The organism is Pseudoxanthomonas sp. J35 (genome assembly GCF_000513995.1).
GTDB lineage: Bacteria > Pseudomonadota > Gammaproteobacteria > Xanthomonadales > Xanthomonadaceae > Pseudoxanthomonas.
In genome coordinates this window covers 55,497-76,640 of record NZ_AZVB01000009.1, presented here as the reverse complement: position 1 = coordinate 76,640, position 21,144 = coordinate 55,497, and the positions used below count along the sequence as shown (strand labels likewise).

Below are 21,144 nucleotides of genomic sequence, written 5' to 3'. Positions count from 1 at the left end.
CCGGGTTGGACCGTTGGCCTCTGGCGTCGTCGCAAGTCGGCACCTGGTCGGCACCCGCCCTCCCCCCCTACCCCTCACATGAAGGGCGAGGGGAGCAAAGAACGAAGCCACGACTTCAAAGCTCCCGAAGACGCGGTGCTCCGGGGGGATATGGCGCAAGCAGGCCATGGATGGCCTGCGGTCGGCTGTTGGAGCCATGGATGGCGGCACCAGCCGATGCGCCATGCCCCGGAGTGCCGCGGCTCCGTCCGAAGCCGATCCCCTCCACCCATCAGACTGCAGCGCAGCGGCCAGGTAGTTGGCGCGTGGCGACGCGACGGACGTCGCCAACGTCCGTGTTCATTCCCGGCGCGGCCTGCGCTCGCGCGTGGAGCCATGGACGGCGGAACCGCGCGATGCGCCATACCCCCGCGCTGCCGCGGCTCCATCCGGAGCCAGCGACCAGAACGCAGTTGCCGGTGCTCTTGCTGCGCTTTCGCTGTTGCTGCCGGCTGTTGCGCCGCCGCAACCCGTGCGCCCCTTACTGCCGGCGCACCGCCTGCACCACGTTGAGCCGGCGCAGCCGGCGGATCACCTCGGCCAGGTGGTTGCGGTCGCGGACCTGGATGGCGAAGCGCAGCTGCGCCGCGTTCATGTCGCGGTCCAGGTAGTCGACGCGCTCGATGTTCGACTGGCTCTGCGCCACCGCCGCCGCCAGCTGCGCCAGCACGCCGGTGTGGTTCTCCACGTCCACGATCAGCGACGTGTCGTAGTCGCCCGTCACGTTCGGATCCCAGTCGATCGGCACCCAGCGCTCCGGCGACTTGCGGAACTCCGCCAGGTTCGGGCAATCCAGCCGGTGCACCACCACGCCCTTGCCCGAGGTGTGGTACCCCATGATCTCGTCGCCCGGGATCGGCTGGCAGCAGTTGGCGAAGCTCACGACCCCGCCCTCCGTGCCGTTGATCAGGATCTTTTCCTGCGAATGCTTCGAATGCCCGCCGCCACGCAGCTCCGCGTAGGCCATCAGCGCCTGCGCCGCCTGGCTCGGCATCCAGTTGCCCAGCGCCACTTCCGCCAGGAACGCCTCCAGCCGCGGGAAACGGTGCTCGACCAGGAACGACTCCAGGCGCTTGGCCGGCAACCGCTCCAGCGAACTGCCCATCGCCTCCAGCGCACGGTCGAGCATGCGGTGGCCCAGCTGCACCGCGTCCTCGTGCTCCAGCTGCTTGAGCTGGTGGCGGATCGAGGTGCGCGCCTTGCTGGTGACCACGAACTCCAGCCACTGCGGCTTCGGCGCGGCCGACTTGGCGGTGATGATCTCCACCGTCTGCCCGCTGGACAGCTTGGTCTTCAGCGGCACCAGCTTCTTGTCCACGCGCGCCGCCACTGCCTGGTTGCCCACGTCGGTGTGCACCGCGTAGGCGAAGTCCAGCGCCGTCGAATTGCGCGGCAGCGCCAGGATCCGCCCCTTCGGCGTGAACAGGTAGACCTCGTCCGGGAACAGGTCGACCTTGACGTTCTCCAGGAACTCCAGCGACGAACCGGCCGCCCGCTGCGACTCGATCAGCTCCACGATCCAGGCGTGGGCCCGGCTCTGCGCGCTGTTGGGGCTGTCGCCGCCGTGCTTGTAGGTCCAGTGCGCGGCGATGCCGCGCTCGGCGATCAGGTCCATCTCCTCGGTGCGGATCTGCACCTCGATCGGCGACCCGTAAGGCCCGAACAGCACCGTGTGCAGCGACTGGTAGCCGTTGGCCTTGGGGATGGCGATGAAGTCGCGGAAGCGCCCGTCCAGCGGCTTGAACTGCGCATGGACCACGCCCAGCGCGCGGTAGCAGTCGGCCACCGACCGCACCACCACGCGGAAGCCGAACACGTCCATCACCTGGTCGAAGCTCTTACCCTCGCCCTGCATCTTGTTGTAGATGCTCCAGGGCGTCTTGATCCGGCTGACCAGGCGGTGCTCGAGGCCGTCGCGGGCCAGGCCCTGCGACAGCTTCACCTCGACCTGCGCCATCGCCTCGCGGCGCACCACCGGCTGGCTGCGGATGTGCTTCTCGATGATCGCGTGGCGCCACGGGTGCAGCGCGCGGAAGCCGAGGTTCTGCAGCTCCGACTTGACCAGGCTCATGCCCAGCCGCTGCGCGATCGGCGCGTAGATCTCCAGCGTCTCGCGGGCAATGCGGACACGCGCCTCGCGGCTCTGCGCGCCGAGCGTGCGCATGTTGTGCAGGCGGTCGGCCAGCTTGATCATGATCACGCGCAGGTCGCGCGACATGGCCAGCAGCATCTTGCGGAAGCTCTCGGCGGCCGCCTCCTGGCGGTCGCGGAACTTCAGCTTGTCCAGCTTGGTGACGCCGTCGACCAGCTCGGCCACGTCCTCGCCGAACTGCGCCGCCAGCTCCTCGCGGGTCAGCGGCGTGTCCTCGATGGTGTCGTGCAGGATCGCCGCGATCAGCGTCTCCACGTCCAGGCCCAGCTCGGCCAGCACGCCGGCCACCGCCACCGGGTGGGTGATGTACGGCTCGCCGGACTTGCGGGTCTGCCCGGCGTGGGCGATCGCGCCCACCCGCCAGGCCTCGCGCAGCAGCGGCAGCTGCTCGCGCGGCAGGTAGGAGGCCGCCCGTTCCAGCTCCAGGACGTAGTCGGGCAGGGGCTCGCCGGCGGACGGCGGAGCGCTGTCGACTGCGTGGGCGGAAAGGCCGGTATTCATGTGCAGAGGTTATGCCAGCCACCGGTGAACGGCAAACCGGAAATGCCACGTCGACATGCGCCGTTCGCCGCCATTCCATTGACTCCGTTCAGCCGAGCCGGTACGCGCGCTCCACACCCGGCAGCGCATCGAGCTTGCCCAGCAGGGTCGACAGCTGGCCGTAGTCGGTCACGCGCAGCCGCAGGCGCAGGCGGACCCGGCCGCTGTCGCCCAGTTCGCTGCGGATGTCGGACACGTGCGCGTCCTCCTGGGCGATCAGCGTGGTCACATCCTTGAGCAGCCACTTGCGGTCGACGCCGTCCACTTCCACGTCGACTTCGTAGCCGCCCCCGCCGTGGCCCCACTCCACCGGCAGCACCCGCTGCGGCTGCGCGGCGGCCAGGCGCGCGAAGGCGGCGCAGTCGGCGCGGTGCACGGTGACGCCCCGGGTGCGGGTCAGGTAGCCGGCGATCGGCTCGCCCGGCAGCGGCTGGCAGCAGCGCGCCAGCTGCACCAGCAGGTTGCCGACACCCTGCACGGTGAAGCCGGCCTCGGCCTTCTTCCTCCGCACCTGGCGCGGCACCCGCGGCGGCGGCACGGCCGCCGGCGCCGGCTCGACGGCGCGCGACAGCTCGTGCAGGGCGCGGCCGATCTGGTGCGGGCCGACGTCGCCCAGCGCCACCTGGATGTACAGGTCGTCCACGGTCTCGGCGTGGAACTTCTTCGCCACCGCCACCAGGTCGGCCTGGTGCAGGCCCAGGCGCTTGAGTTCGCGCTCGAGCATTTCCCTGCCGGCGGCGACGTTGCGTGAACGGTCCAGCTTGTGGAACCAGGCGCGGACCTTGTCGCGCGAGCGGCCGCTGGCCAGGTAGCCGTTGGCCGGCAGCAGCCAGTCGCGCTTGGGGTCCGGCTCCTTGCCGGTGAGGATCTCGACCCGGTCGCCGCTGCGCAGGCGGTAGCCCAGCGGGACGATGCGGCCGTTGACCTTGGCCCCGCGGTAGCGGTGCCCGACCATGGTGTGCACGTGGTAGGCGAAGTCCAGCGGCGTGGCGCCCTGCGGCAGGTCGACCACCTCGCCCTTCGGGGTCAGCGCGTACACGCGTTCCTCGACCAGCTCGGCGTCCAGCGCACCGGCCAGGCCCTCGTCGCGGCCATCGCCGGCCTGCTCCAGCAGCTGGCGCATCCAGGCGATCTTGCGTTCGAACGCGCGGCCGGCGCCCTTGCCCGCGGCGCTGCCGCCGGTCTCCTTGTAGCGCCAGTGCGCGGCCACGCCCAGCTCGGCCTGCTCGTGCATCTCGCGGGTGCGGATCTGCACTTCCAGGGTGCGCCCTTCCGGGCCGACCACCGCGGTGTGCAGCGAGCTGTAGCCGTTGGGCTTGGGCCGGGCGATGTAGTCGTCGAACTCGCCGGGCACCGGCGCCCACAGGGCGTGGACCACGCCCAGCGCGGCATAGCAGGCGGCGACGTCGTCGACCATCACCCGCACCGCGCGCAGGTCGTAGAGGCGGTCCAGCGGCAGGTTCTTCTTCTGCATCTTCCGCCAGATGCTGTAGATGTGCTTCGGGCGGCCGCTGATCTCGGCGCGGATGCCGTGTCCGGCCAGGGTGCGGCCGAGCTCCTTCTTCACCGCCTCGATGTAGCGCTCGCGCGCGGTGCGGCTCTCGTCCAGCTCGCGCGCCAGGTGCCGGTAGGTGTCCGCTTCAAGGAAGCGGAACGCCAGGTCCTCCAGCTCCCACTTCAGCTGCCAGATGCCCAGGCGGTTGGCCAGCGGCGCGTGGATGTCGCGGGTCAGCTGCGCGAGCGCACGGCGTTCGACGTCGGGCAGGCGGTCGGCCACCCGCATCTTCGCCAGCTGCCGCGACAGCAGGATCGGCACCACCCGCAGGTCCTGGACGATGGCCAGCAACAGCCGGCGCAGGCCCTCGCCATTGCGCCCGGCCTCGCGGCCGGCGTGCAGCGCCCAGACCTGGTCGGCCGCGTCCTGGCCGTCGAGCAGGCCGGCCACCGCCGGATGGCTGGCGGCGACGCGCGCGGCCACCGCCGCGCGCAGGCCGGGCAGCTCGAACAGCAGCGCGGCCAGCAGCGCCGACTCGTCCGCGTCGAGGCGTTCGAGCGTCTGCAGGGTATCGGCGATCACCGGCCACGACGAACGCTGCGTGCGGTCGGCGACGGCTTCCCAGGCGTCCAGCAACAGCGCGCGCAGCGCGGCGGACAGCGGGTCCGCAACCGGACCCCGCAGCAGGGCAGGCAGACCGTCGATGGCAGGGCGAGACAAGGCCGTTCCGGCGCGTGGGGTTGCGACTACACTAGCGGCCAACGTACCGGAGGAACAAGCATGAAACGTCGTCCGCTGCCGCTGTGGTCCACCCTGCCGCTCGCGCTCGCGCTGGCCGCCTGCGCGCCCGCCGCGCTGGCCCAGTCCGACGGTGCCGCCACGCTGGAACAGCAGATGAGCGCGGAGGAATTCCGTGCCGCCGGCCTGCACAAGCTGAGCGCCGAAGAACTGGCCGCGCTGCAGGACTGGATCCGCCGCCAGCAGGCCGGCGTCGCCACCCAGGGACAGCCGGCTCCGGGCGCCGCCACGGCGGCCCCCGCGGTCGCCGGCGCCGCCTCGCTGGACACAGCGGAGATCGAGCGGATCCGCGAGCAGGCCCGCGAGGAAGGCCGTCGCGAGGTTAAGGAGGAGAGCCGCGGCTTCTTCGACTTCGGTTCCGACGAGCCGATCCGCAGCACCCTCGTCGGCGAGTTCCGCGGCTTCGCCAAGGGCCGCACCTACACCCTCGCCAACGGCCAGGTCTGGGAACAGATCGAGCCGGCGCGCCTGGACGGGGTCAAGCGCACCGACCCGGCGGTGACGATCAAGCCGGGCCTGTTCAACGTCTGGTACCTGCGCATCGACGGCTACAACACTCCCGCCAAGGTGCGCCGGGTCAAGTGAGCCGCCGCGCCGGCGGCGGGACACCGCCGCCGTACCGGTGCGTCGTCAGCCCAGCGCTGCCAGGCGCTGGGCCAGCTTCTTCGGCGAGATCCCGCCGCGCGAGCCCAGCTCCTGCGCGAACAGCGAGATCCGCAGCTCCTCCAGGTCCCAGCGCAGCGCCTGCCATTCCGGCGAATCGCCGTTGCCGGCGGCGCGGGCGCGTTCCAGCGCGTCGGTGAAAGGCTTCATCTCCAGCATCCGCGCCTGGTCGCGGGCCGGGTCGCGCAGCGCGCGTTCGGCGCGCAGGGCCATGCCCTTGAGCCAGCGCGGGAACTGCGCCAGCGCCGCGGCGGGCGTGTGGCGGAGGAAGCCGGGGTGCACCAGGCCATCGAGCTGCGCGCGCAGGTCGTCGAGGTTGGCACCGGCCCAGCCCATGAGTGGCGCCTCGAGCTTCGGCTTCAGTTCGGCCACCGCGCCGAGGATCTGCTCGGCCAGCTGCAGCCGCGCCATCGCCTCGCCGAACAGCGCGCGGCCGGCGGCCTCGGCGCGTTTCTGGAACGCGGCGCGGTCGCGGATGTCTTCCAGGCCTTCGGCCAGCACCGCGTTGAGCGCGGCCTCGACCAGGTCGGTGCGCAGCTGTTCCTTCTCCCTCGCCTTCGCTTCCGGGCCCTGGCCGAACTGCTCGATCGCCGCGTACAGGAGGCCCAGCCGCGGCGACACCGGCAGCTGCTTGCGCGCCTGCCGGGCCTTGTCGGCCAGGGCGATGCGCAGCAGGCGCTCGACCCCGCGCGGATGCGCGGCGGCGGCCTCGGTCCGGTCGGCGAACACGCGCATGACCGCGTGCTCGCCCTCGTCGACCAGCGCCGGGTAGCCGGGCACGCCGGCGTCGCCGGTGACCTGCGGCGGCAGCGGCTCGTCCGGGAACTCGCGCAGCTCGCGCGGGCCGCTGGCCAGCGCCTTCGCCGCGCGCGCCGCGAAGGCGCGGCTGGCGTGTTCGCCGAAGCGGGCGCGCAGCCCGTCGAGGTCGCGCGACTCGGCCAGCACCTTGCCGTTGCGGCCTTCTTCGCGCAGGCGCAGGTTCATGCGCAGGTGCGGCTCCAGCGCGGCCTCGTCGAAGTCCAGGGCGCTTACCTGCGCGCCGGTGGTCCTGCTGAGGAAACGCGCCAGCTCGCCAGTGATCGCGTCGGCGGACGGCTGCGGGAAGGCCTCGAAGAAGGCACGACCGAAGTCCGGCGCCGGCACGTAGTTGCGGCGCATCGCCTTGGGCAGGCTGCGGATCAGACCGGCGGCCTTGTCGGCGACGAAGCCAGGCGCCAGCCACGACAGCCGCGCCGGATCCAGCGCGTTGAGCAGCGGCAGCGGCACTTCCAGGGTGACGCCGTCGTCCGCGGCACCCGGTTCGAACCTGTAGTGCAGCGGCAGGCGCGCATCGCCCAGCGGGAAGTACTTCGGGTACAGGTCCTGCTGGCTGCCTTCGCCGGGCAACAGGTCGACCGTCGACCAGCGCAAGCCCTGCTGCTTCTCGCACGCCAGCTTCTGGTACCAGGCGTCCAGGCCGGCGGCCGAGTGGATCTCCGCCGGCACGCGGTCCAGGTACCAGCGCGCCTGCCAGTCCTCGTCGGCGACCAGGCCGGCGCGGCGCAGCTTGGCTTCCTCCTCGCGCGCCTGTTCCAGGGTCTTGAGGTTGGCGGCGAGGAACGCGGCTTTCGTGTCGATCTCGCCGGTGACCAGCGCCTGGCGCACGAACAGGTCGTGCGCACCGGCCGGGTCGATGCGGCCGTAGTGCACCGGGCGCCTGGGCGCCAGCACCAGGCCGAACAGGCTGATCTGTTCGGAGGCCAGCACGTTGCCCTGCGCGCGCGACCAGCGCGGGTCGTAGTGCTTGCGTGCCAGCAGGTGCGGCAGCTCGGCGATGGCCCAGTCCGGTTCGATCGCCGCGGCGGTCAGGCCCCAGACCTTCTGCGTGTCCAGCAGGGTCGCGACCAGCACCCACGGCGGCGGCTTCTTCGCCAGCGGCGAGGCCGGGAACAGCTGGAAGCGGCGCTGCCGCGGCGCCTGGAAGTCGCCCTTCTCGGTGCGGTGGCCAAGCTGCGTCGGCAAGCCGGCGATCAGCGCGCGGTGCAGCGACTGGTAGGCGGAGGCACGCTCGCGGGCGCTGATGCGGGGGCCAGGAACGGGGTCAGGTTCACTTTTCCCCGATCGCCTCCTCCCGCCTTCGCCCGCCTGGGGGACAAGTGGCTCCGACCCCGTATTTCCCCCGGCGCCGGCCGGCGCGGCGACCGCCGCGGCCTTGCCCTCGCGCGCCAGGCGCGCGGCGCGGTGCAGCTCGCCCCGGGTCGGCCGCTCGCCGGAAGCGCCACGGCCCTCGTCCGCCACTGGCGCGCCGGCCAGCAGCGGCGCCAGCGCCTGTTCCTGCGGTTCCTCGCGCCAGCCCAGTTCCTCGCACAGCAGCTTGAGCTGGCGGTGCAGCTCGCGCCATTCGCGCATGCGCAGGAAGCCGAGGAAGCGCTTGCCGCACCAGTCGCGCAGCTTCGACTGGGTCAGCTCGCCGTGGGCGTCGTCGTAGGCCTGCCACAGGCGCAGGATGCCGACGAACTCCGAGCGCGGGTCGGCGAACTGCGCATGGGCGTTGTCGGCCGCCTCGCGCGCCTCGGGCGGGCGTTCGCGTGGGTCCTGCACGCCGAGGAAGGCGGCGATCGGCAGCATGGCGCGCAGCACGCCATGCGCCTGCGCCGCCACCAGCATCCGCGACAGTTTCACGTCCACCGGCAGGCGCGCCATCTGCCGGCCGATCGCGGTCAGGCGGCGCTGGCCGTCGGCCGCCTCCTCCACCGCGCCCAGCTCGAGCAGCTGCTGCCAGCCATCGGCGATGGCGCGCTCGTCCGGCGGTTCGAGGAACGGGAAATCCTCGATCCGGCCCAGGCCCAGGTGGAGCATGCGCAGGATCACGCCGGCCAGGCTGGAGCGGCGGATCTCCGGGTCGGTGAACTCCGGGCGCGAGAGGAAATCCGCCTCCGAGTACAGGCGGTAGCACACGCCTTCGGAGACGCGGCCGCAGCGGCCCTTGCGCTGGTTGGCGCTGGCCTGGCTGACCGGTTCCACGTGCAGGCGGTCGATCTTCGAGCGCGGGCTGTAGCGCTTGATCCGCGCCTCGCCCGGGTCGATGACGTAGCGGATCCGCGGCACCGTCAGCGAGGTCTCGGCGACGTTGGTCGCCAGGACGATGCGCCGCTGCGGGCCGGGGTTGAACACCCGGTCCTGGTCCCTGGCCGACAGCCGCGCGTACAGCGGCAGCACCTCGGTGGAGCGGTACTGGCGCTTCTCCAGCAGCCGGTGCAGGTCGCGGATCTCGCGCTCGCCGGGCAGGAACACCAGCACGTCGCCGCGCGGGTCCTCGGCGGTGATCTCGTCCACCGCGGCGCCGATCGCGGCCAGCGGGTCCAGCTCGCGTCCCGGGTCCGGTTCACGACGCGGGCGACCTCCGCGCGCGCCGCGGCCGGGCGCGGCCGGTACCGGCTCCGGCGCGTCGCCACCCCCGCCGCCCGGCGGCCGGTAGCGGACCTCGACCGGGTAGGTGCGGCCGGCCACCTCGACCACCGGCGCGTCGCCGAAGTGCCTGGCGAAGCGGGCGGTGTCGATGGTCGCCGAGGTGACGATGACCTTGAGGTCGCGGCGCCTGCGCAGCAGCTGCTTGAGGTAGCCGAGCAGGAAGTCGATGTTGAGGCTGCGCTCGTGGGCCTCGTCGACGATGATCGTGTCGTACGCCGACAGCCAGCGGTCCGATGCGATCTCGGCCAGCAGGATGCCGTCGGTCATGAACTTGATCCGGGTGTCCTCGCCGACGTTGTCGGTGAAGCGCACCTGGTAGCCGACCTGGCCTCCCAGCGGGGTCTTCAGCTCCTCGGCCACGCGCGCGGCCACCGCGCGGGCGGCGATGCGGCGCGGCTGGGTGCAGCCGATGGTGCCGGCCACGCCGCGGCCGGCGGCCAGGCACAGCTTGGGCAGCTGGGTGGTCTTGCCCGAGCCGGTCTCGCCGGCCACCACCGCCACGGGGTGCTCGCGGATCAGGGCGACGATGCGCTCGGCCTCGGCGGCGATCGGCAGCGCAGCGTCCACCTGCACCGCCGGGACGCTGTCAGCGCGCGCCTGGCGGGCCGCCACCGAGCCGGCCAGGGCCTGCTCGAAGCGTTCGCGCAGGGCGGCATCGGCCGGACGCCCACGCCAGCGCGACCAGGCGCCGTGCAGGCGCCCGCGGTCGCGGCTCAGGGCCTGGTCGATGCCGCGCCGGCCGGCTTCCAGGGCTGCTCGAAATTCGGCGGGGATCGCTTCCATCTATCGGGCCGTGTGAAACTTTGCATAACGCTGCGGGGTTTAACATCTATTGTGACAGCCCCATCTGCACCCTGTAGACCCCAGCCAAGGAGCCCGTTCATGGCCAAGACCAAGACCACCATCAAGGACAAGGCAGCCGCCCCGAAGGGCAAGGGCAAGGTCCTGGACCAGGTCGCCTCGCCTTCGAGGATCAACATCGGCATCGCCGACGACGACCGCAAGGAGATCGCCGAGGGCCTCGCCCACTTCCTGTCCGATGCCTTCACCCTGTACCTGAAGACCCACAACTTCCACTGGAACGTCACCGGTTCGATGTTCAATTCGCTGCACGCGATGTTCATGGACCAGTACACCGAGCAGTGGAACGCGCTGGACGACGTCGCCGAGCGCATCCGCGCGCTGGGTTACAACGCGCCCGGTTCGTACGCGGAATTCATCCGCCTGACCTCGATCCGCGAGGAGGAAGGCGCGGACGGCGTGCCCGACTGGAAGGGCATGGTCCAGCAGCTGGTCGCCGGCAACGAGGCGGTGTGCCGCACCGCGCGCACCGTGCTGAAGACCGCCGACGACGCCGGCGACGACCCGACCGTCGACCTGCTGACCCAGCGCCTGCAGACCCACGAGAAGTACGCGTGGATGCTGCGTTCGCTGCTGGAGTGAAGCAGGCTCTCCCGTGACACCACGACGGCCGCCGCAGGGCGGCCGTTTCTTTGGGCGCTCCCGCGAGCTGGTTCCGAGAGCAACGGCCCAGGGCGTGGCGCGCTTCGGGCGGAGCCGCGGCAGCGCAAGGTTCGGCGCATCCGTGAAGGTGGGCGGCATTGCCCCCGATGCGTCCTTGCGTCTTACGCGGGCTCCGGCGGATGGCCGCCCTCCTCTCTACCCCTTCCGGGGAAGGACCGATCGAAGCCACGTCCTTGACGTGCTGGAAGACGTGGCGCTCCGGGGGCATGGCGCAAGCGGCACATGGATGTGCCGCGCTCGCGCGTTGGAGCAGGACGCGGAACCGCGCGATGCGCCATACCCCCGGAGTGCCGCGGCTCCTTCCGGAGCGAGCCGCGCTGAAGCTCCAGCTTCTTGGGCAGGGTTTCAATGAACGTGATCCCGCCCGGCCCGGAGAAAGGCCCGCGCTGGTAGCGCGGGCATCGTCAGCTCACTCGTGGGCAAACACCAGCTGCCCGCCGGAGGCATCGACCTTCACCGTGTCGCCGTTGGCGAACTCGCCGGCGAGGATCTTCTGCGCCAGCGGGTTCTCGACCTGGGCCTGGATCGCGCGCTTGAGCGGGCGCGCGCCGTAGACCGGGTCGAAGCCGACGTTGGCCAGCAGCTCCAGCGCCGCATCGGACAGCTCCAGCTTCAGGCCGCGCTCGGCCAGGCGCTTCTCCAGGCCGCGCAGCTGGATCCTGGCGATCGACTTGATCTGCGCCTTGTCCAGCGGGTGGAACACGACGATGTCGTCCAGCCGGTTGATGAACTCCGGGCGGAAGTGGGCCTGCACGACGCCCATCACCGCGGCCTTCATCTGCACGTAGGCCTCCGGCGAGTCGTCGCCCGACAGCTCCTGGATCTGGTGCGAGCCCAGGTTCGAAGTCATCACGATGACGGTGTTGCGGAAGTCCACCGTGCGGCCCTGGCCGTCGGTCAGGCGGCCGTCGTCCAGCACCTGCAGCAGGATGTTGAACACGTCCGGGTGCGCCTTCTCCACCTCGTCCAGCAGGATCAGCGAGTACGGCCGGCGGCGCACCGCCTCGGTCAGGTAGCCGCCCTCCTCGTAGCCGACGTAGCCCGGGGGCGCGCCGATCAGGCGGGCCACGGAGTGCTTCTCCATGAACTCGCTCATGTCGATGCGCACCATGGCGTCGGCGCTGTCGAACAGGAACTCGGCCAGTGCCTTGCACAGCTCGGTCTTGCCAACGCCGGTCGGGCCCAGGAACAGGAACGAGCCGATCGGGCGGTTCGGGTCCGACAGGCCGGCGCGCGAGCGGCGCACCGCGTCGGACACCACGCGGATCGCCTCTTCCTGGCCGACCACGCGCTGGCCCAGCTCGCTCTCCATGCGCAGCAGCTTCTCGCGCTCGCCTTCCAGCATCTTGCTGACCGGGATGCCGGTCCAGCGGCTGACCACCTCGGCGATCTCCTCGGCGGTCACCTTGTCCTGGACCAGCCTGAACTCCTTCTGCTCGGCCTCCTGCGCAGCGGCCAGCTGCTTCTCCAGCGCCGGGATGCGGCCGTACTGGATCTCGCTCATCTTCGCGAAGTCCTGGGCGCGCTGGGCGGCCTCCAGCTCCAGCCTGGCCTGCTCGATCTGCTCCTTGATCCTGGTGGCGCCCTGCAGCGCCGCCTTCTCCGACTTCCACACCTCGTTGAGGTCGGAGAATTCACGCTCGAGCTTGTCGATGTCGTTCTCCAGGTCGGCCAGGCGCTGCTTCGAGGCGTCGTCCTTCTCCTTCTTCAGCATCTCGCGCTGGATCTTCAGCTGGATCAGGCGGCGCTCGAGGCGGTCAAGCTCCTCCGGCTTGGAGTCGATCTCCATGCGGATGCGCGAGGCGGCCTCGTCCATCAGGTCGATGGCCTTGTCCGGCAGCTGGCGGTCGGTGATGTAGCGGTTGGACAGGGTCGCCGCGGCCACGATCGCCGGGTCGGTGATCTCCACGCCATGGTGCACCGCGTAGCGCTCCTTGAGGCCGCGCAGGATGGCGATGGTGTCCTCGACGCTCGGCTCGCCCACGAACACCTTCTGGAAGCGGCGCTCCAGCGCGGCGTCCTTCTCGATGTACTGGCGGTACTCGTCCAGGGTGGTGGCGCCGATGCAGTGCAGCTCGCCGCGCGCCAGCGCCGGCTTGAGCATGTTGCCCGCGTCCATGGCACCCTCGGCCTTGCCGGCGCCGACCATGGTGTGCAGTTCGTCGATGAACAGGATGATCTGGCCTTCGTTCTTGGCCAGGTCGTTGAGCACGGCCTTGAGCCGCTCCTCGAACTCGCCGCGGAACTTGGCGCCGGCGATCAGCGCGCCCATGTCCAGGCTCAGCACGCGCTTGCCCTTGAGCTGCTCGGGCACCTCGCCCTTGACGATGCGCTGGGCCAGGCCTTCGACGATCGCGGTCTTGCCCACGCCCGGTTCGCCGATCAGCACCGGGTTGTTCTTGGTGCGGCGCTGCAGGACCTGGATGGTGCGGCGGATCTCCTCGTCGCGGCCGATCACCGGGTCCAGCTTGCCGGACTCGGCACGGGCGGTCAGGTCGATGGTGTACTTCTCCAGCGCCTGGCGCTGGTCTTCTGCATTCTCCGACTGCACGGTCTCGCCTCCACGGATCTTCGCGATCGCCGCCTCCAGCTTCGCCTTGTCGGCGCCGGCGGCCTTCAGTGCCCGCGCGGTCTCGCCGCCGCCTTCCAGCGCGGCCAGCACGAACCACTCGCTGGCGATGAACTGGTCGCCATGCTGCTGGGCCAGCTTGTCGGTGAGGTTGAGCAGGCGGGTCAGGTCGTTGCCGACGGAGAGGTTGCCGGCCTGGCCGGATACCTTCGGCAGCTTTTCCAGGGCCTCGCCCAGGCGCTCGCGCAGCAGCGGCACGTTGACGCCGGCCTGGGCCAGCAGCGGCCGGGTGCTGCCGCCGGCCTGGTCCAGCAGGGCCACGAGCACGTGCACCGGCTCGAGCAGGTTGTGGTCGCGGCCCACGGCCAGCGACTGCGCGTCGGCCAGCGCCTGCTGGAAACGCGAGGTGAGCTTGTCCATCCGCATCGATTGGTCCCCCGAAGGTGGTGGCCGGCCACGCCGGCGATATCCTCCAGATGCGGTTGTCGGCGGGGGTTTCAAGCCCGGATGCGACGGCCGTTCAAGCGCGGGAAAGTCCTCCGCCGGCGGATAATCCCGCCATGACCGCCCCGCGCCCCTGGTTCCTGTACCTGCTCGAATGCCGCAACGGCGCCTGGTACGCCGGCATCAGCACCGACGTGGACGCCCGTTTCCAGGCCCATCTGGCCGGCAAGGGCGCGCGCTACACCCGTGCCAACCCGCCGCTGCGCCTGCTCGGCAGCCGCGCCTTTCCGGACCGGGCCGCGGCTTCGCGGGCCGAGTGGGAGATCAAGCGCCTGCCGCGCGAACACAAGCTGGCGTTCCTGCTGGAAGGCCCGCCGGACGGGCCGGGCATGGCCTCTCAGGCCGGCTCCAGCCAGCCCTCGTAGCGGACCAGGCGGCCGACCAGGGGCAGCCGGGCCTCGACCTGGAACTCGTAGCGCCCGGCCTGTTCGCGCTCGCGGCACTGCACGCCGGCGAACAACCGCGCCGGCAACGGCAGGATGCCCAGCAGGCGCACACCGACCACGTTCCAGTAGATCGCGCCGCCGGCGGTATGCAGGGCGAAGCGGAACTGCAGCGGCCCCATCCGTTCCCGCAGCAGGCCCTTGCGGCAGCGCAGGCGCGAGACCAGGCGGTGCCCGCCGAAGTCGCGGCGCCAGGTCTCCATGCGCGGACTGGCCTCGAATTCCACCCGCAGTGGCGCGTCGCGCATCGATGGCGGCAGGCCGGCGATGGCGCCGCACAGCCGCGCCGGCAGCCCTGCGCCGCGCTCGATCTCCACCCGCCCCGCATACGCGCCGTGGCCGCGGATCGAATGCAGCGCGCGCAGGCTGTCGGGCAGCTTGAAGAACGGCGCGCCCAGCACCTGCTGGAACACGGTGGGCTCGGCGGCGGTGGACAGGGGCAGCGGACGCGGGACGCCGGTCATCGGGCGAGGCAGGCACGGGAGGGCGCGCAGGATACTCCCGCAACGCCCCCGCGTGGACCACTCAGGGCCGGGCCAGCGCCCGCCGCAGCGCACGCAGCTGCTGCTTGACCGCAGTCTGCTGCCCGGGCGACAGCCGCATCAACGCCTTGTGCCCGACCGAGGCCGACTCCAGCGCCGGATCGACGTGGCGCCAGCGACCGCGCTCGTCGCGCACCAGGGCGGCGGCGGACGGCGGAGGCGGCGCCTGCAGGAGGTGGTCGATCACCTGCACCAGGCGGTCGTTGAAGTAGGCATCCGGACCGCCGATCTCGGCATAGGCCTGCTGGAACAGCGGATACAGCCGGCGGTAGGTATTGGCCAGGCGCTGCGGCTCGGCACCGGTGAACGCGGCCACGTACGGCGCATAGCGCGCCGTGTTGGCCTGCATGTCGTCCACGGCCGCCCCCTCGCCTTCGACCACCGCGTACTGCCCCGGCGGACTGCGCAGGGCCATCACCGAGGTTTGCACGCGCGGTTCGGTGAGGTTGTCGACCATCACCACCAGCCGCTGCACCAGGTGCTCGCGGATCAGCAGGCCCAGCAGCGAAGGATCGCCGGACAGGGCTTCCAGCTCCCCGAACACGAGCGCATCGCTGTCGGCCAGCGCGGGGATCGCTTCGTCGGCGGCGTCCGGCAGCGGCTCCAGCGGATGCTGGATGCGGGGGGCATCGCTGCCCGTCGCGACCGGCGGCGGCGGCGCGCCCCCGGGCGCGGCTGTTTCCGCCGACGCCGGCGCCTGGTGCACCGGCATCGCCGGCCGCAACAGCCACCAGCCGGCCGCCCCTGCCACCACGGCAACCACCAGCCAGGGCCATCGTGCCGGCGGCTTGCGTACCTGCTGCATGTCGTCTCCTTCTGCTCCGGACATGCAGCTGTGACAGCCGGGTGCGCCGGGGGTTCCCCGGCCTCCGTGCTCAATGCGGATCGCGCGCTTCCGTTTCTTCCGCGACGGGACGCTGCAGCGAGAGCAGGCCCAGCAGCAGCGCCAGCACGGCATAGCCGGCGGCGAACTGCCAGGCGATGGTCGCGCGTACGCCTTCCAGCATCCACGGCAGGTAGATGCCGCCACGCGGATCGACCGAATGGATCACGCCGAAGAGGGTGAGCACGCCCGCCAGCAGCAGGACCGCCGCGGCCCGGCGCGGGTGCCGGTCGATGATCGCCACCAGCGCGGTGCCCCACAGCATCGCGGTGATGATGAAGCCGTTGCCCAGGCTCACGATCGCGGCCAGGTCGGACAGGCCGTGCGCATCGATACCCGCGTACAGTGCGGCGAAGCTGTCCGGCGCGATCCACGCCGGGTTGCCCAGCTTGATCACCAGCAGGTAGGCCAGCGCCGGCAGGAACGCCAGCGCCACCGCCGGCGCGTGCTGGCGGGGACTGGCCTGGAAGGCCTGTACGGTGATGCCCAGGCCGACGTAGACGATGATCGGCGCCAGCACCGGCACCGGCAGCCACTGCACCAGCAGCGAGACGTAGCCGAGCATGCCGCCCAGGCCGATGAACAGTCCCGTCAGCAGCGTATAGCCGTGGCGCGCGCCCATGTGCTTGTACGCCGGCTGGCCGATGTACGGCGTGGTCTGCGCCACGCCTCCGCAGATCCCGGCCAGCAACGTCGCCACCGCCTCCACCAGCAGCACGTCACGGGTGCGGTAGTCGTCGCCGGCCGCACGCGCGCTTTCGGCCACATTGATCCCGCCGATCACCATCAGCAGCCCGAACGGCAGCAGCAGCGGCAGGTAGGGTACGGTGTAGGGCAGCCCGGTGATGAAGCCGGCGTCCGGCAACGGCAGCACCGCCTGCAGCGGCTGCGGCTGCGGCACGGCGAAGCCGGGCAGGCCCAGGCCGGCCAGGCCCAGGCCGTAGTACAGCGCGGTGCCGACGACGAACGCGGCGAGCACGCCGGGTACCCGCCAGGGCAGCCGGCCCCGGCCGAGCAGCACGTACAGCAGCACGCCGAAGCTGGCCATGCCGACCACCGGGTTGCGCAAGGTCTCCAGCAGCGGCAGGAAGCCCAGCAGCGCCAGCGCCGCGCCGCCGATCGAGCCCAGCAGGGCCGCCCGTGGCAGCATCCGGGTGATCCAGTCGCCGGCGAAGGACAGCGCCAGCTTCAGCAGCCCCATCACCACCAGCGAGGCCATGCCCAGCTGCCAGGTCGCCAACGCCGCGGCCTGTTCGTCCATGCCCTGCTGGCGGAAGCCGGCGAAAGCCGGGCCCAGCACCAGCAGGGCCATGCCGATGCTGGTCGGCGCGTCCAGGCCCAGCGGCATCGCGGTCACGTCGTCGCGACCGCTGCGCATGGCCAGGCGCCGCGCCATCACCGTGTACATCAGGTTGCCCAGCAGCACGCCCAGCGCGGTGCCGGGGAACATGCGCAGGAACACCACCTCCGCCGGGAACCCGAAGATCCCGACCAGCGCCGCGGCAATGAAGCCGAGGATGGACAGGTTGTCGACCACCAGGCCGAAGAAGCCGTTGAGGTCGCCGGCGACGAACCAGGGCAGGCGGCGGGAAGACTGCGTGGATATCGGCATGTCAGGTCCTGGTAACGGGCTTCGGGCAGGCGCTGGCCGGCCCGCGCATGGGCCGGCACGAAGCGGGCAATTGTGGACGAACGCGACGGCGGGGCGCCCCGGTGGCGCCCCGCCTCGCCCCATCAGAACCCGTAGCGGAACTCCACGCCCCAGGTGCGCGGCTCGTTGATGAAGCCGGTGAGGTTGTTGAAGTCGATGCCGCCGACGATCCGGGTCTGGTCGGTGATGTTGCGGCCGAACACCGCCAGGTCGTAGGCGCCATCGCCCCAGCCGTAACCCACGCGCAGGCCGCCTTCCAGCGAGGAGCGGCCGCGGAACTCCGGCGACTCGTACAGGAAGAAGTTGACCGCGCTGCGGTAGGCCCAGTCGGTGAAGGCGTAGAACTCGCCGTCGCCCACCGGCACGCCGTAGCGCAGGGTCAGGTTGTGGATCCACTCCGGCGCCTGCGGCAGCGGGTTGCCGTCGATCAGCGCATAGGTCGCACCGGCGATCACCGTGGTCGGGTCGGTAATGGTGCAGCCGCCGCCGCAGATCGCCACCGCCAGGCCCGGGTCGTCGATGCGGGTGTCGTTGTAGCTGGTGCCCCAGGTGAGCAGCAGGCCTTCAGCCAGCCACGCCTGCAGGTCCAGCTCCACCCCCTGGCCGCGGGTCTTGTCGGCGTTGAGCAGGGTGGCGATGTTGGAGCCGCCGCCGACCGCGATCAGCTGCTGGTCGCTGACCTCGTAGCGGAACACGTTGAACCCCACCCGCGCGCGGCGGTCCCACAGGTCCGCCTTCACGCCGATCTCGTACGAGATCACCTTCTCCGAATCGGCGGTGGACACGCCTCCATTGGGCGCGCCCGGCGCGGCGAACAGCAACCGCCCCTGGATCGACGGGGCGCGGAAGCCCTTCGCGACGCGCGCATAGAGGTTGACATCGTCGTTGGCCGAATAGACCGCGCTGGCATCCCAGCTGACGTCGTCGACGCTGGTGTCCACCGTGTACGGGCCGCCGGCCGGCGCGCCGAACGGCGCCGGCTCCAGCACGCTGGCCGAGAAGTCCTTCTCGTCCTTGGTGTAGCGCACACCGGCGCGCAACTTCAGCTGCTCGGTGGCCGCGTACTCGCCGGAAGCGAACACCGCCCAAGCGGTGTTCTCCTGCTCCTGCACGGCGTGGCCGGCCAGCGGATTGCCCGGAGCCAGCGAGTCGTAGTTGAAGCTGTCGATGGTCAGCTCCTCGCGGTACCAGAACAGGCCGGCCTGCCAGTCGAAGCGGCCGCCGTAGTCGGACTCGAGGCGGAACTCCTGGCTCACCTGCTTGTGGTCGGGGATGCCGTCGGCGGACTCGGAGGCGAACGGGATCAGGCCCGGGCCGGAATCGGGCAGGAACACCGCGCCGTAACCGCCATCGATGTCGCCGCGGTTGAGCGATTCCAGGGTCTCGTAGCCGGTGATCGAATGCAGGCTCAGGTCGCCGAAGTCCCAGCGCAGGCGTGCGCTGCCGCCCCAGGTCTCCAGGTCGGAGAAGTTGACGCCGTCCAGCGCGACCTTGTCGCGGTCGAAGCCGGGGACGAAGCGGTTGCTGCCCGGCTGGATGATGTTTGCGCGGAACAGCCGCGCGGTGCCATTGAGGTCGCGCCGGTGCAGGTTGAACAGCGCCTCGAACCCGTCGCCTTCGTACAGCATCTGCACGCGTGCGGCGGACTCGTCGTAACCCTCGAATCCGTCGTTCGGGCCGGGATAGGTATTGCTGACCCAGTCGTCGCGACGCTGGTACAGCGCCGACACGCGCCCGGACCACCCTGCGCCCAGCGGCCCGCCCACCGCGCCCTCGAAGTTGACCATGGCATCGTTGCCGACGGCCAGCTGCGCGTAGCCGCCGAACTCCTGCGACGGCCGCACCGAGTCGAACTTGACCACGCCGGCCGGGGTGTTGCGGCCGAACAGCGTCCCCTGAGGCCCGCGCAGCACTTCCACCCGCTCGATGTCGAACAGCGGGAAGCCCTTGAGCAGCGGGTTCTCCTGGACCACGTCGTCGTATACCAGCGACACCGGCTGCGAGGCATTGAGGTCGAAGTCGGTATTGCCGAGGCCGCGGATGTAGAAGCGCGGGAAGGCGCGGCCGTACGAGGATTCGATGTTGAGGCTGGGCACGCGCCCGGACAGGAAGCGGATGTCGTTGCCGCCGGAGCCGAGCACGTGCAGCTTTTCCGGGTCGATGCTGGTGATCGACACCGGCACGTCCTGGATGTTCTCGACCTTGCGCTGGGCGGTGACCTGCACCGCGTCGAGGGTGGTGGGACTGTCCTGCGCCGCGGCGGCCAGCGGCAGGAGGGCGGCGAGCGTGGTGGCCAGCGCACGGCGGCGTGGCAAGGGGCGGTGGAATACGGTAGACCTCGGGTTCATCGGCATGTCCTCGGGGTGGGGAGCGGACGGCACAACGATGGTGCAAAGCTGCCCGACAGCGCCGGGTCAGAAGGAAACCTCCACGGGGTGCCTCGACCACAGCACCGATTCGTGCCCGGTGGCGCGCAGCCAGGCCTGGCGGATGGCCTCGATGTCGGCCAGGCGCGGCGCGCTGTCTTCGTGCAGGATCACCAGCACGCGCGTGCGCAGCCGCTCCGGCGCCTCGCCATCGCGGAAGCGCCACTGGCCGTAGGCATCGAACACGGTCAGGCCGTCGGGGAAACGCGGCGTCACCTCGCGGTCGAGGAACTCGCGCCAGCCGGCCTCGTCGATCCGCGCGGTGCGCGCGTCGGCGGCCCCGCCCTCTTCGCTGCCGAGCCCGAAATACAGCTCGCTGCGCACCCATCCGGACGCGGATGCGGCGACCGGCGCCGCGCCCTGCCCCGTGGCATGGCCGCCGGCGACGACAGGCGGTCCACCCGCGCAGGCGGCGAGCACCAGTACGGACAGCAGGGCGGATCGGATGCACATGGCGCGGTTCCAGGGGCTCCGCAGGGTGTCGGTCCGGGTTGCATGGCGGCAAACAACGCCGCGTAATGAGCATATGCCACGGCGCGGTCGCGCCGGACGCAGGCGGATGATAGCCTGCCACGGAGCTGCCGCCGCACCGGCCATCGCCGATCCCTGCTCATCGCCCGCCGCGGCGCACGCACCCGTATAACCCGGACATCATGGCACGCCATGCACAATCCCCCCATGGTCGACGCGACCCCCCGGCGCATGCCGCCGCCCCCCATCGACGACGCCTGCGCCCTGTTCCTCGACGTCGACGGCACCCTGGTCGGCTTCACCACCGATCCGGCCGCCGTACGCGTGCCCCCGACAGTGCTCGAGGCCATCGGCGCGGTCAGCGACCGCCTGCATGGCGCGGTTGCGCTGGTCAGCGGCCGCCCGCTGGAACAGCTCGACGCGCTGTTCGCGCCGCTGCGGCTGCCCGCCGCCGGCCTGCATGGCCACCAGATCCGTGGCGATGCGGAGGCCGCGGCGGCGATCCCCGACGACACCTCCGCTTTCCTGCACGAGCTGCATCGCGCCGCCGCGCACCTGGCCGCCGCCCATCCAGGCGTGCTGGTGGAGGACAAGGGCAGCAGCCTGGCCCTGCACTGGCGGGCAGCACCGCATGCGGCCGAGGTCGTGACCGGTTTTGCCCGCGAGCGCATCGATGGCCTGCCCGGCTACCGCCTGCAGCCGGGCGACCATGTGGTCGAGTTCGTCCCGGAAGGCAGCGACAAGGGCCGCGCGGTCGAGCGGCTGATGGCGCGCCCGCCCTTCGCCGGCCGCGTGCCGGTGTTCGTCGGCGACGACCTGACCGACGAATTCGGCTTCGCCGCGGCCCATCGCGCCGGCGGCTGGAGCGTGCTGGTCGGCGGGCGCGCCGCCAGCGTTGCCCGCCACGCGCTGCCGGACATTCACGCGGTGCACGCCTGGCTGCGCGCCAGCGCGGCGCTGCCGCTCGCCGGCGCCGGATAGCCGCGCACCTGCA

13 protein-coding genes are annotated in these 21,144 nt (G+C 71.3%); 4 read left to right on the top strand and 9 right to left on the bottom strand.

All coding sequences use genetic code 11. The annotated features are described in order from the left end of the window. Positions 1-520: 520 nt before the first annotated feature. Both PSEJ35_RS0107320 and PSEJ35_RS0107315 read right to left on the bottom strand, forming a co-directional pair. Positions 521-2,692, bottom strand: a complete 2,172-nt coding sequence (locus PSEJ35_RS0107320) for a bifunctional (p)ppGpp synthetase/guanosine-3',5'-bis(diphosphate) 3'-pyrophosphohydrolase (RefSeq protein ID WP_028917217.1) — start codon at positions 2,690-2,692, stop codon at positions 521-523. A gap of 88 nt (positions 2,693-2,780) precedes the next feature. Further along, entirely contained in the window at positions 2,781-4,946 is a 2,166-nt protein-coding gene (locus tag PSEJ35_RS0107315; protein WP_028917216.1) for a bifunctional (p)ppGpp synthetase/guanosine-3',5'-bis(diphosphate) 3'-pyrophosphohydrolase, read from the bottom strand. A gap of 60 nt (positions 4,947-5,006) precedes the next feature. Here PSEJ35_RS0107315 and PSEJ35_RS0107310 point away from each other — a divergent pair, with 60 nt between their 5' ends. Continuing rightward, on the top strand, positions 5,007-5,609 hold the full coding sequence (locus PSEJ35_RS0107310; RefSeq protein WP_028917215.1) for a hypothetical protein: 603 nt from the start codon (positions 5,007-5,009) through the stop codon (positions 5,607-5,609). 45 nt (positions 5,610-5,654) lie between these two features. Here PSEJ35_RS0107310 and hrpA read toward each other — a convergent pair whose 3' ends face one another. Then, positions 5,655-9,920 carry an ATP-dependent RNA helicase HrpA gene (gene hrpA, locus PSEJ35_RS0107305; protein WP_028917214.1) on the bottom strand — a complete coding sequence of 1,422 codons (4,266 nt, stop codon included), beginning with the start codon at positions 9,918-9,920 and terminating at the stop codon, positions 5,655-5,657. Positions 9,921-10,082: 162 nt separating this feature from the next. Between hrpA and PSEJ35_RS0107300 the strand changes: the two genes are divergently transcribed. After that, positions 10,083-10,580 carry a Dps family protein gene (locus PSEJ35_RS0107300; protein WP_232207604.1) on the top strand — a complete coding sequence of 166 codons (498 nt, stop codon included), beginning with the start codon at positions 10,083-10,085 and terminating at the stop codon, positions 10,578-10,580. Between the two features lie 490 nt (positions 10,581-11,070). Here the strand turns inward: PSEJ35_RS0107300 and clpB are convergent, their stop codons facing one another. Beyond that, positions 11,071-13,656 (bottom strand): ATP-dependent chaperone ClpB, encoded by a 2,586-nt coding sequence (gene clpB / locus PSEJ35_RS0107295; protein WP_028917212.1) that lies wholly within the window; start codon positions 13,654-13,656, stop codon positions 11,071-11,073. 134 nt (positions 13,657-13,790) lie between these two features. On the opposite strand from clpB, the gene PSEJ35_RS0107290 reads away from it, so the two are divergent. Then, a complete protein-coding gene (locus PSEJ35_RS0107290) occupies positions 13,791-14,099 on the top strand; it encodes a GIY-YIG nuclease family protein (protein WP_028917211.1) in 309 nt (102 codons plus the stop codon). Here PSEJ35_RS0107290 and PSEJ35_RS0107285 read toward each other — a convergent pair. The 5 genes from PSEJ35_RS0107285 to PSEJ35_RS0107265 form a co-directional block, all read right to left on the bottom strand. Then, complete coding sequence (locus PSEJ35_RS0107285) at positions 14,072-14,641, bottom strand: DUF4166 domain-containing protein (protein ID WP_051412570.1); 570 nt, start codon at positions 14,639-14,641, stop codon at positions 14,072-14,074. The genes PSEJ35_RS0107290 and PSEJ35_RS0107285 overlap by 28 nt on opposite strands. 61 nt (positions 14,642-14,702) lie before the next feature. Beyond that, positions 14,703-15,524, bottom strand: coding sequence for a DUF3014 domain-containing protein (locus tag PSEJ35_RS0107280; RefSeq protein WP_028917209.1), 822 nt, complete (start codon positions 15,522-15,524; stop codon positions 14,703-14,705). 70 nt (positions 15,525-15,594) lie between these two features. Beyond that, the gene (locus tag PSEJ35_RS0107275) at positions 15,595-17,214 is read right to left on the bottom strand and encodes a hypothetical protein (RefSeq protein WP_051412569.1); all 1,620 of its coding nucleotides are present in this window, start codon (positions 17,212-17,214) and stop codon (positions 15,595-15,597) included. A 122-nt stretch (positions 17,215-17,336) separates the two neighbouring features. Further along, positions 17,337-19,601: a TonB-dependent receptor gene (locus PSEJ35_RS0107270; RefSeq protein WP_028917207.1), complete on the bottom strand. Its 2,265-nt coding sequence runs from the start codon at positions 19,599-19,601 to the stop codon at positions 17,337-17,339. A 66-nt stretch (positions 19,602-19,667) separates the two neighbouring features. Continuing rightward, complete coding sequence (locus PSEJ35_RS0107265) at positions 19,668-20,132, bottom strand: DUF3574 domain-containing protein (RefSeq protein ID WP_028917206.1); 465 nt, start codon at positions 20,130-20,132, stop codon at positions 19,668-19,670. A gap of 225 nt (positions 20,133-20,357) precedes the next feature. Between PSEJ35_RS0107265 and otsB the strand changes: the two genes are divergently transcribed. Beyond that, positions 20,358-21,131: a trehalose-phosphatase gene (gene otsB / locus PSEJ35_RS0107260; protein ID WP_028917205.1), complete on the top strand. Its 774-nt coding sequence runs from the start codon at positions 20,358-20,360 to the stop codon at positions 21,129-21,131. The last annotated feature ends 13 nt before the right edge of the window (positions 21,132-21,144 follow it).

Excerpts from the sequence above, each read along its gene's own strand:
- PSEJ35_RS0107320 (WP_028917217.1), bottom strand. The coding sequence starts at position 2,692 with ATGAATACCGGCCTTTCCGCCCACGCAGTCGACAGCGCTCCGCCGTCC.
- PSEJ35_RS0107310 (WP_028917215.1), top strand. The coding sequence starts at position 5,007 with ATGAAACGTCGTCCGCTGCCGCTGTGGTCCACCCTGCCGCTCGCGCTC.
- hrpA (WP_028917214.1), bottom strand. The coding sequence starts at position 9,920 with ATGGAAGCGATCCCCGCCGAATTTCGAGCAGCCCTGGAAGCCGGCCGG.
- clpB (WP_028917212.1), bottom strand. The coding sequence starts at position 13,656 with ATGCGGATGGACAAGCTCACCTCGCGTTTCCAGCAGGCGCTGGCCGAC.
- PSEJ35_RS0107290 (WP_028917211.1), top strand. The coding sequence starts at position 13,791 with ATGACCGCCCCGCGCCCCTGGTTCCTGTACCTGCTCGAATGCCGCAAC.
- PSEJ35_RS0107285 (WP_051412570.1), bottom strand. The coding sequence starts at position 14,641 with ATGACCGGCGTCCCGCGTCCGCTGCCCCTGTCCACCGCCGCCGAGCCC.
- PSEJ35_RS0107280 (WP_028917209.1), bottom strand. The coding sequence starts at position 15,524 with ATGCAGCAGGTACGCAAGCCGCCGGCACGATGGCCCTGGCTGGTGGTT.
- PSEJ35_RS0107275 (WP_051412569.1), bottom strand. The coding sequence starts at position 17,214 with ATGCCGATATCCACGCAGTCTTCCCGCCGCCTGCCCTGGTTCGTCGCC.
- PSEJ35_RS0107270 (WP_028917207.1), bottom strand. The coding sequence starts at position 19,601 with ATGAACCCGAGGTCTACCGTATTCCACCGCCCCTTGCCACGCCGCCGT.
- PSEJ35_RS0107265 (WP_028917206.1), bottom strand. The coding sequence starts at position 20,132 with ATGTGCATCCGATCCGCCCTGCTGTCCGTACTGGTGCTCGCCGCCTGC.
- otsB (WP_028917205.1), top strand. The coding sequence starts at position 20,358 with ATGGTCGACGCGACCCCCCGGCGCATGCCGCCGCCCCCCATCGACGAC.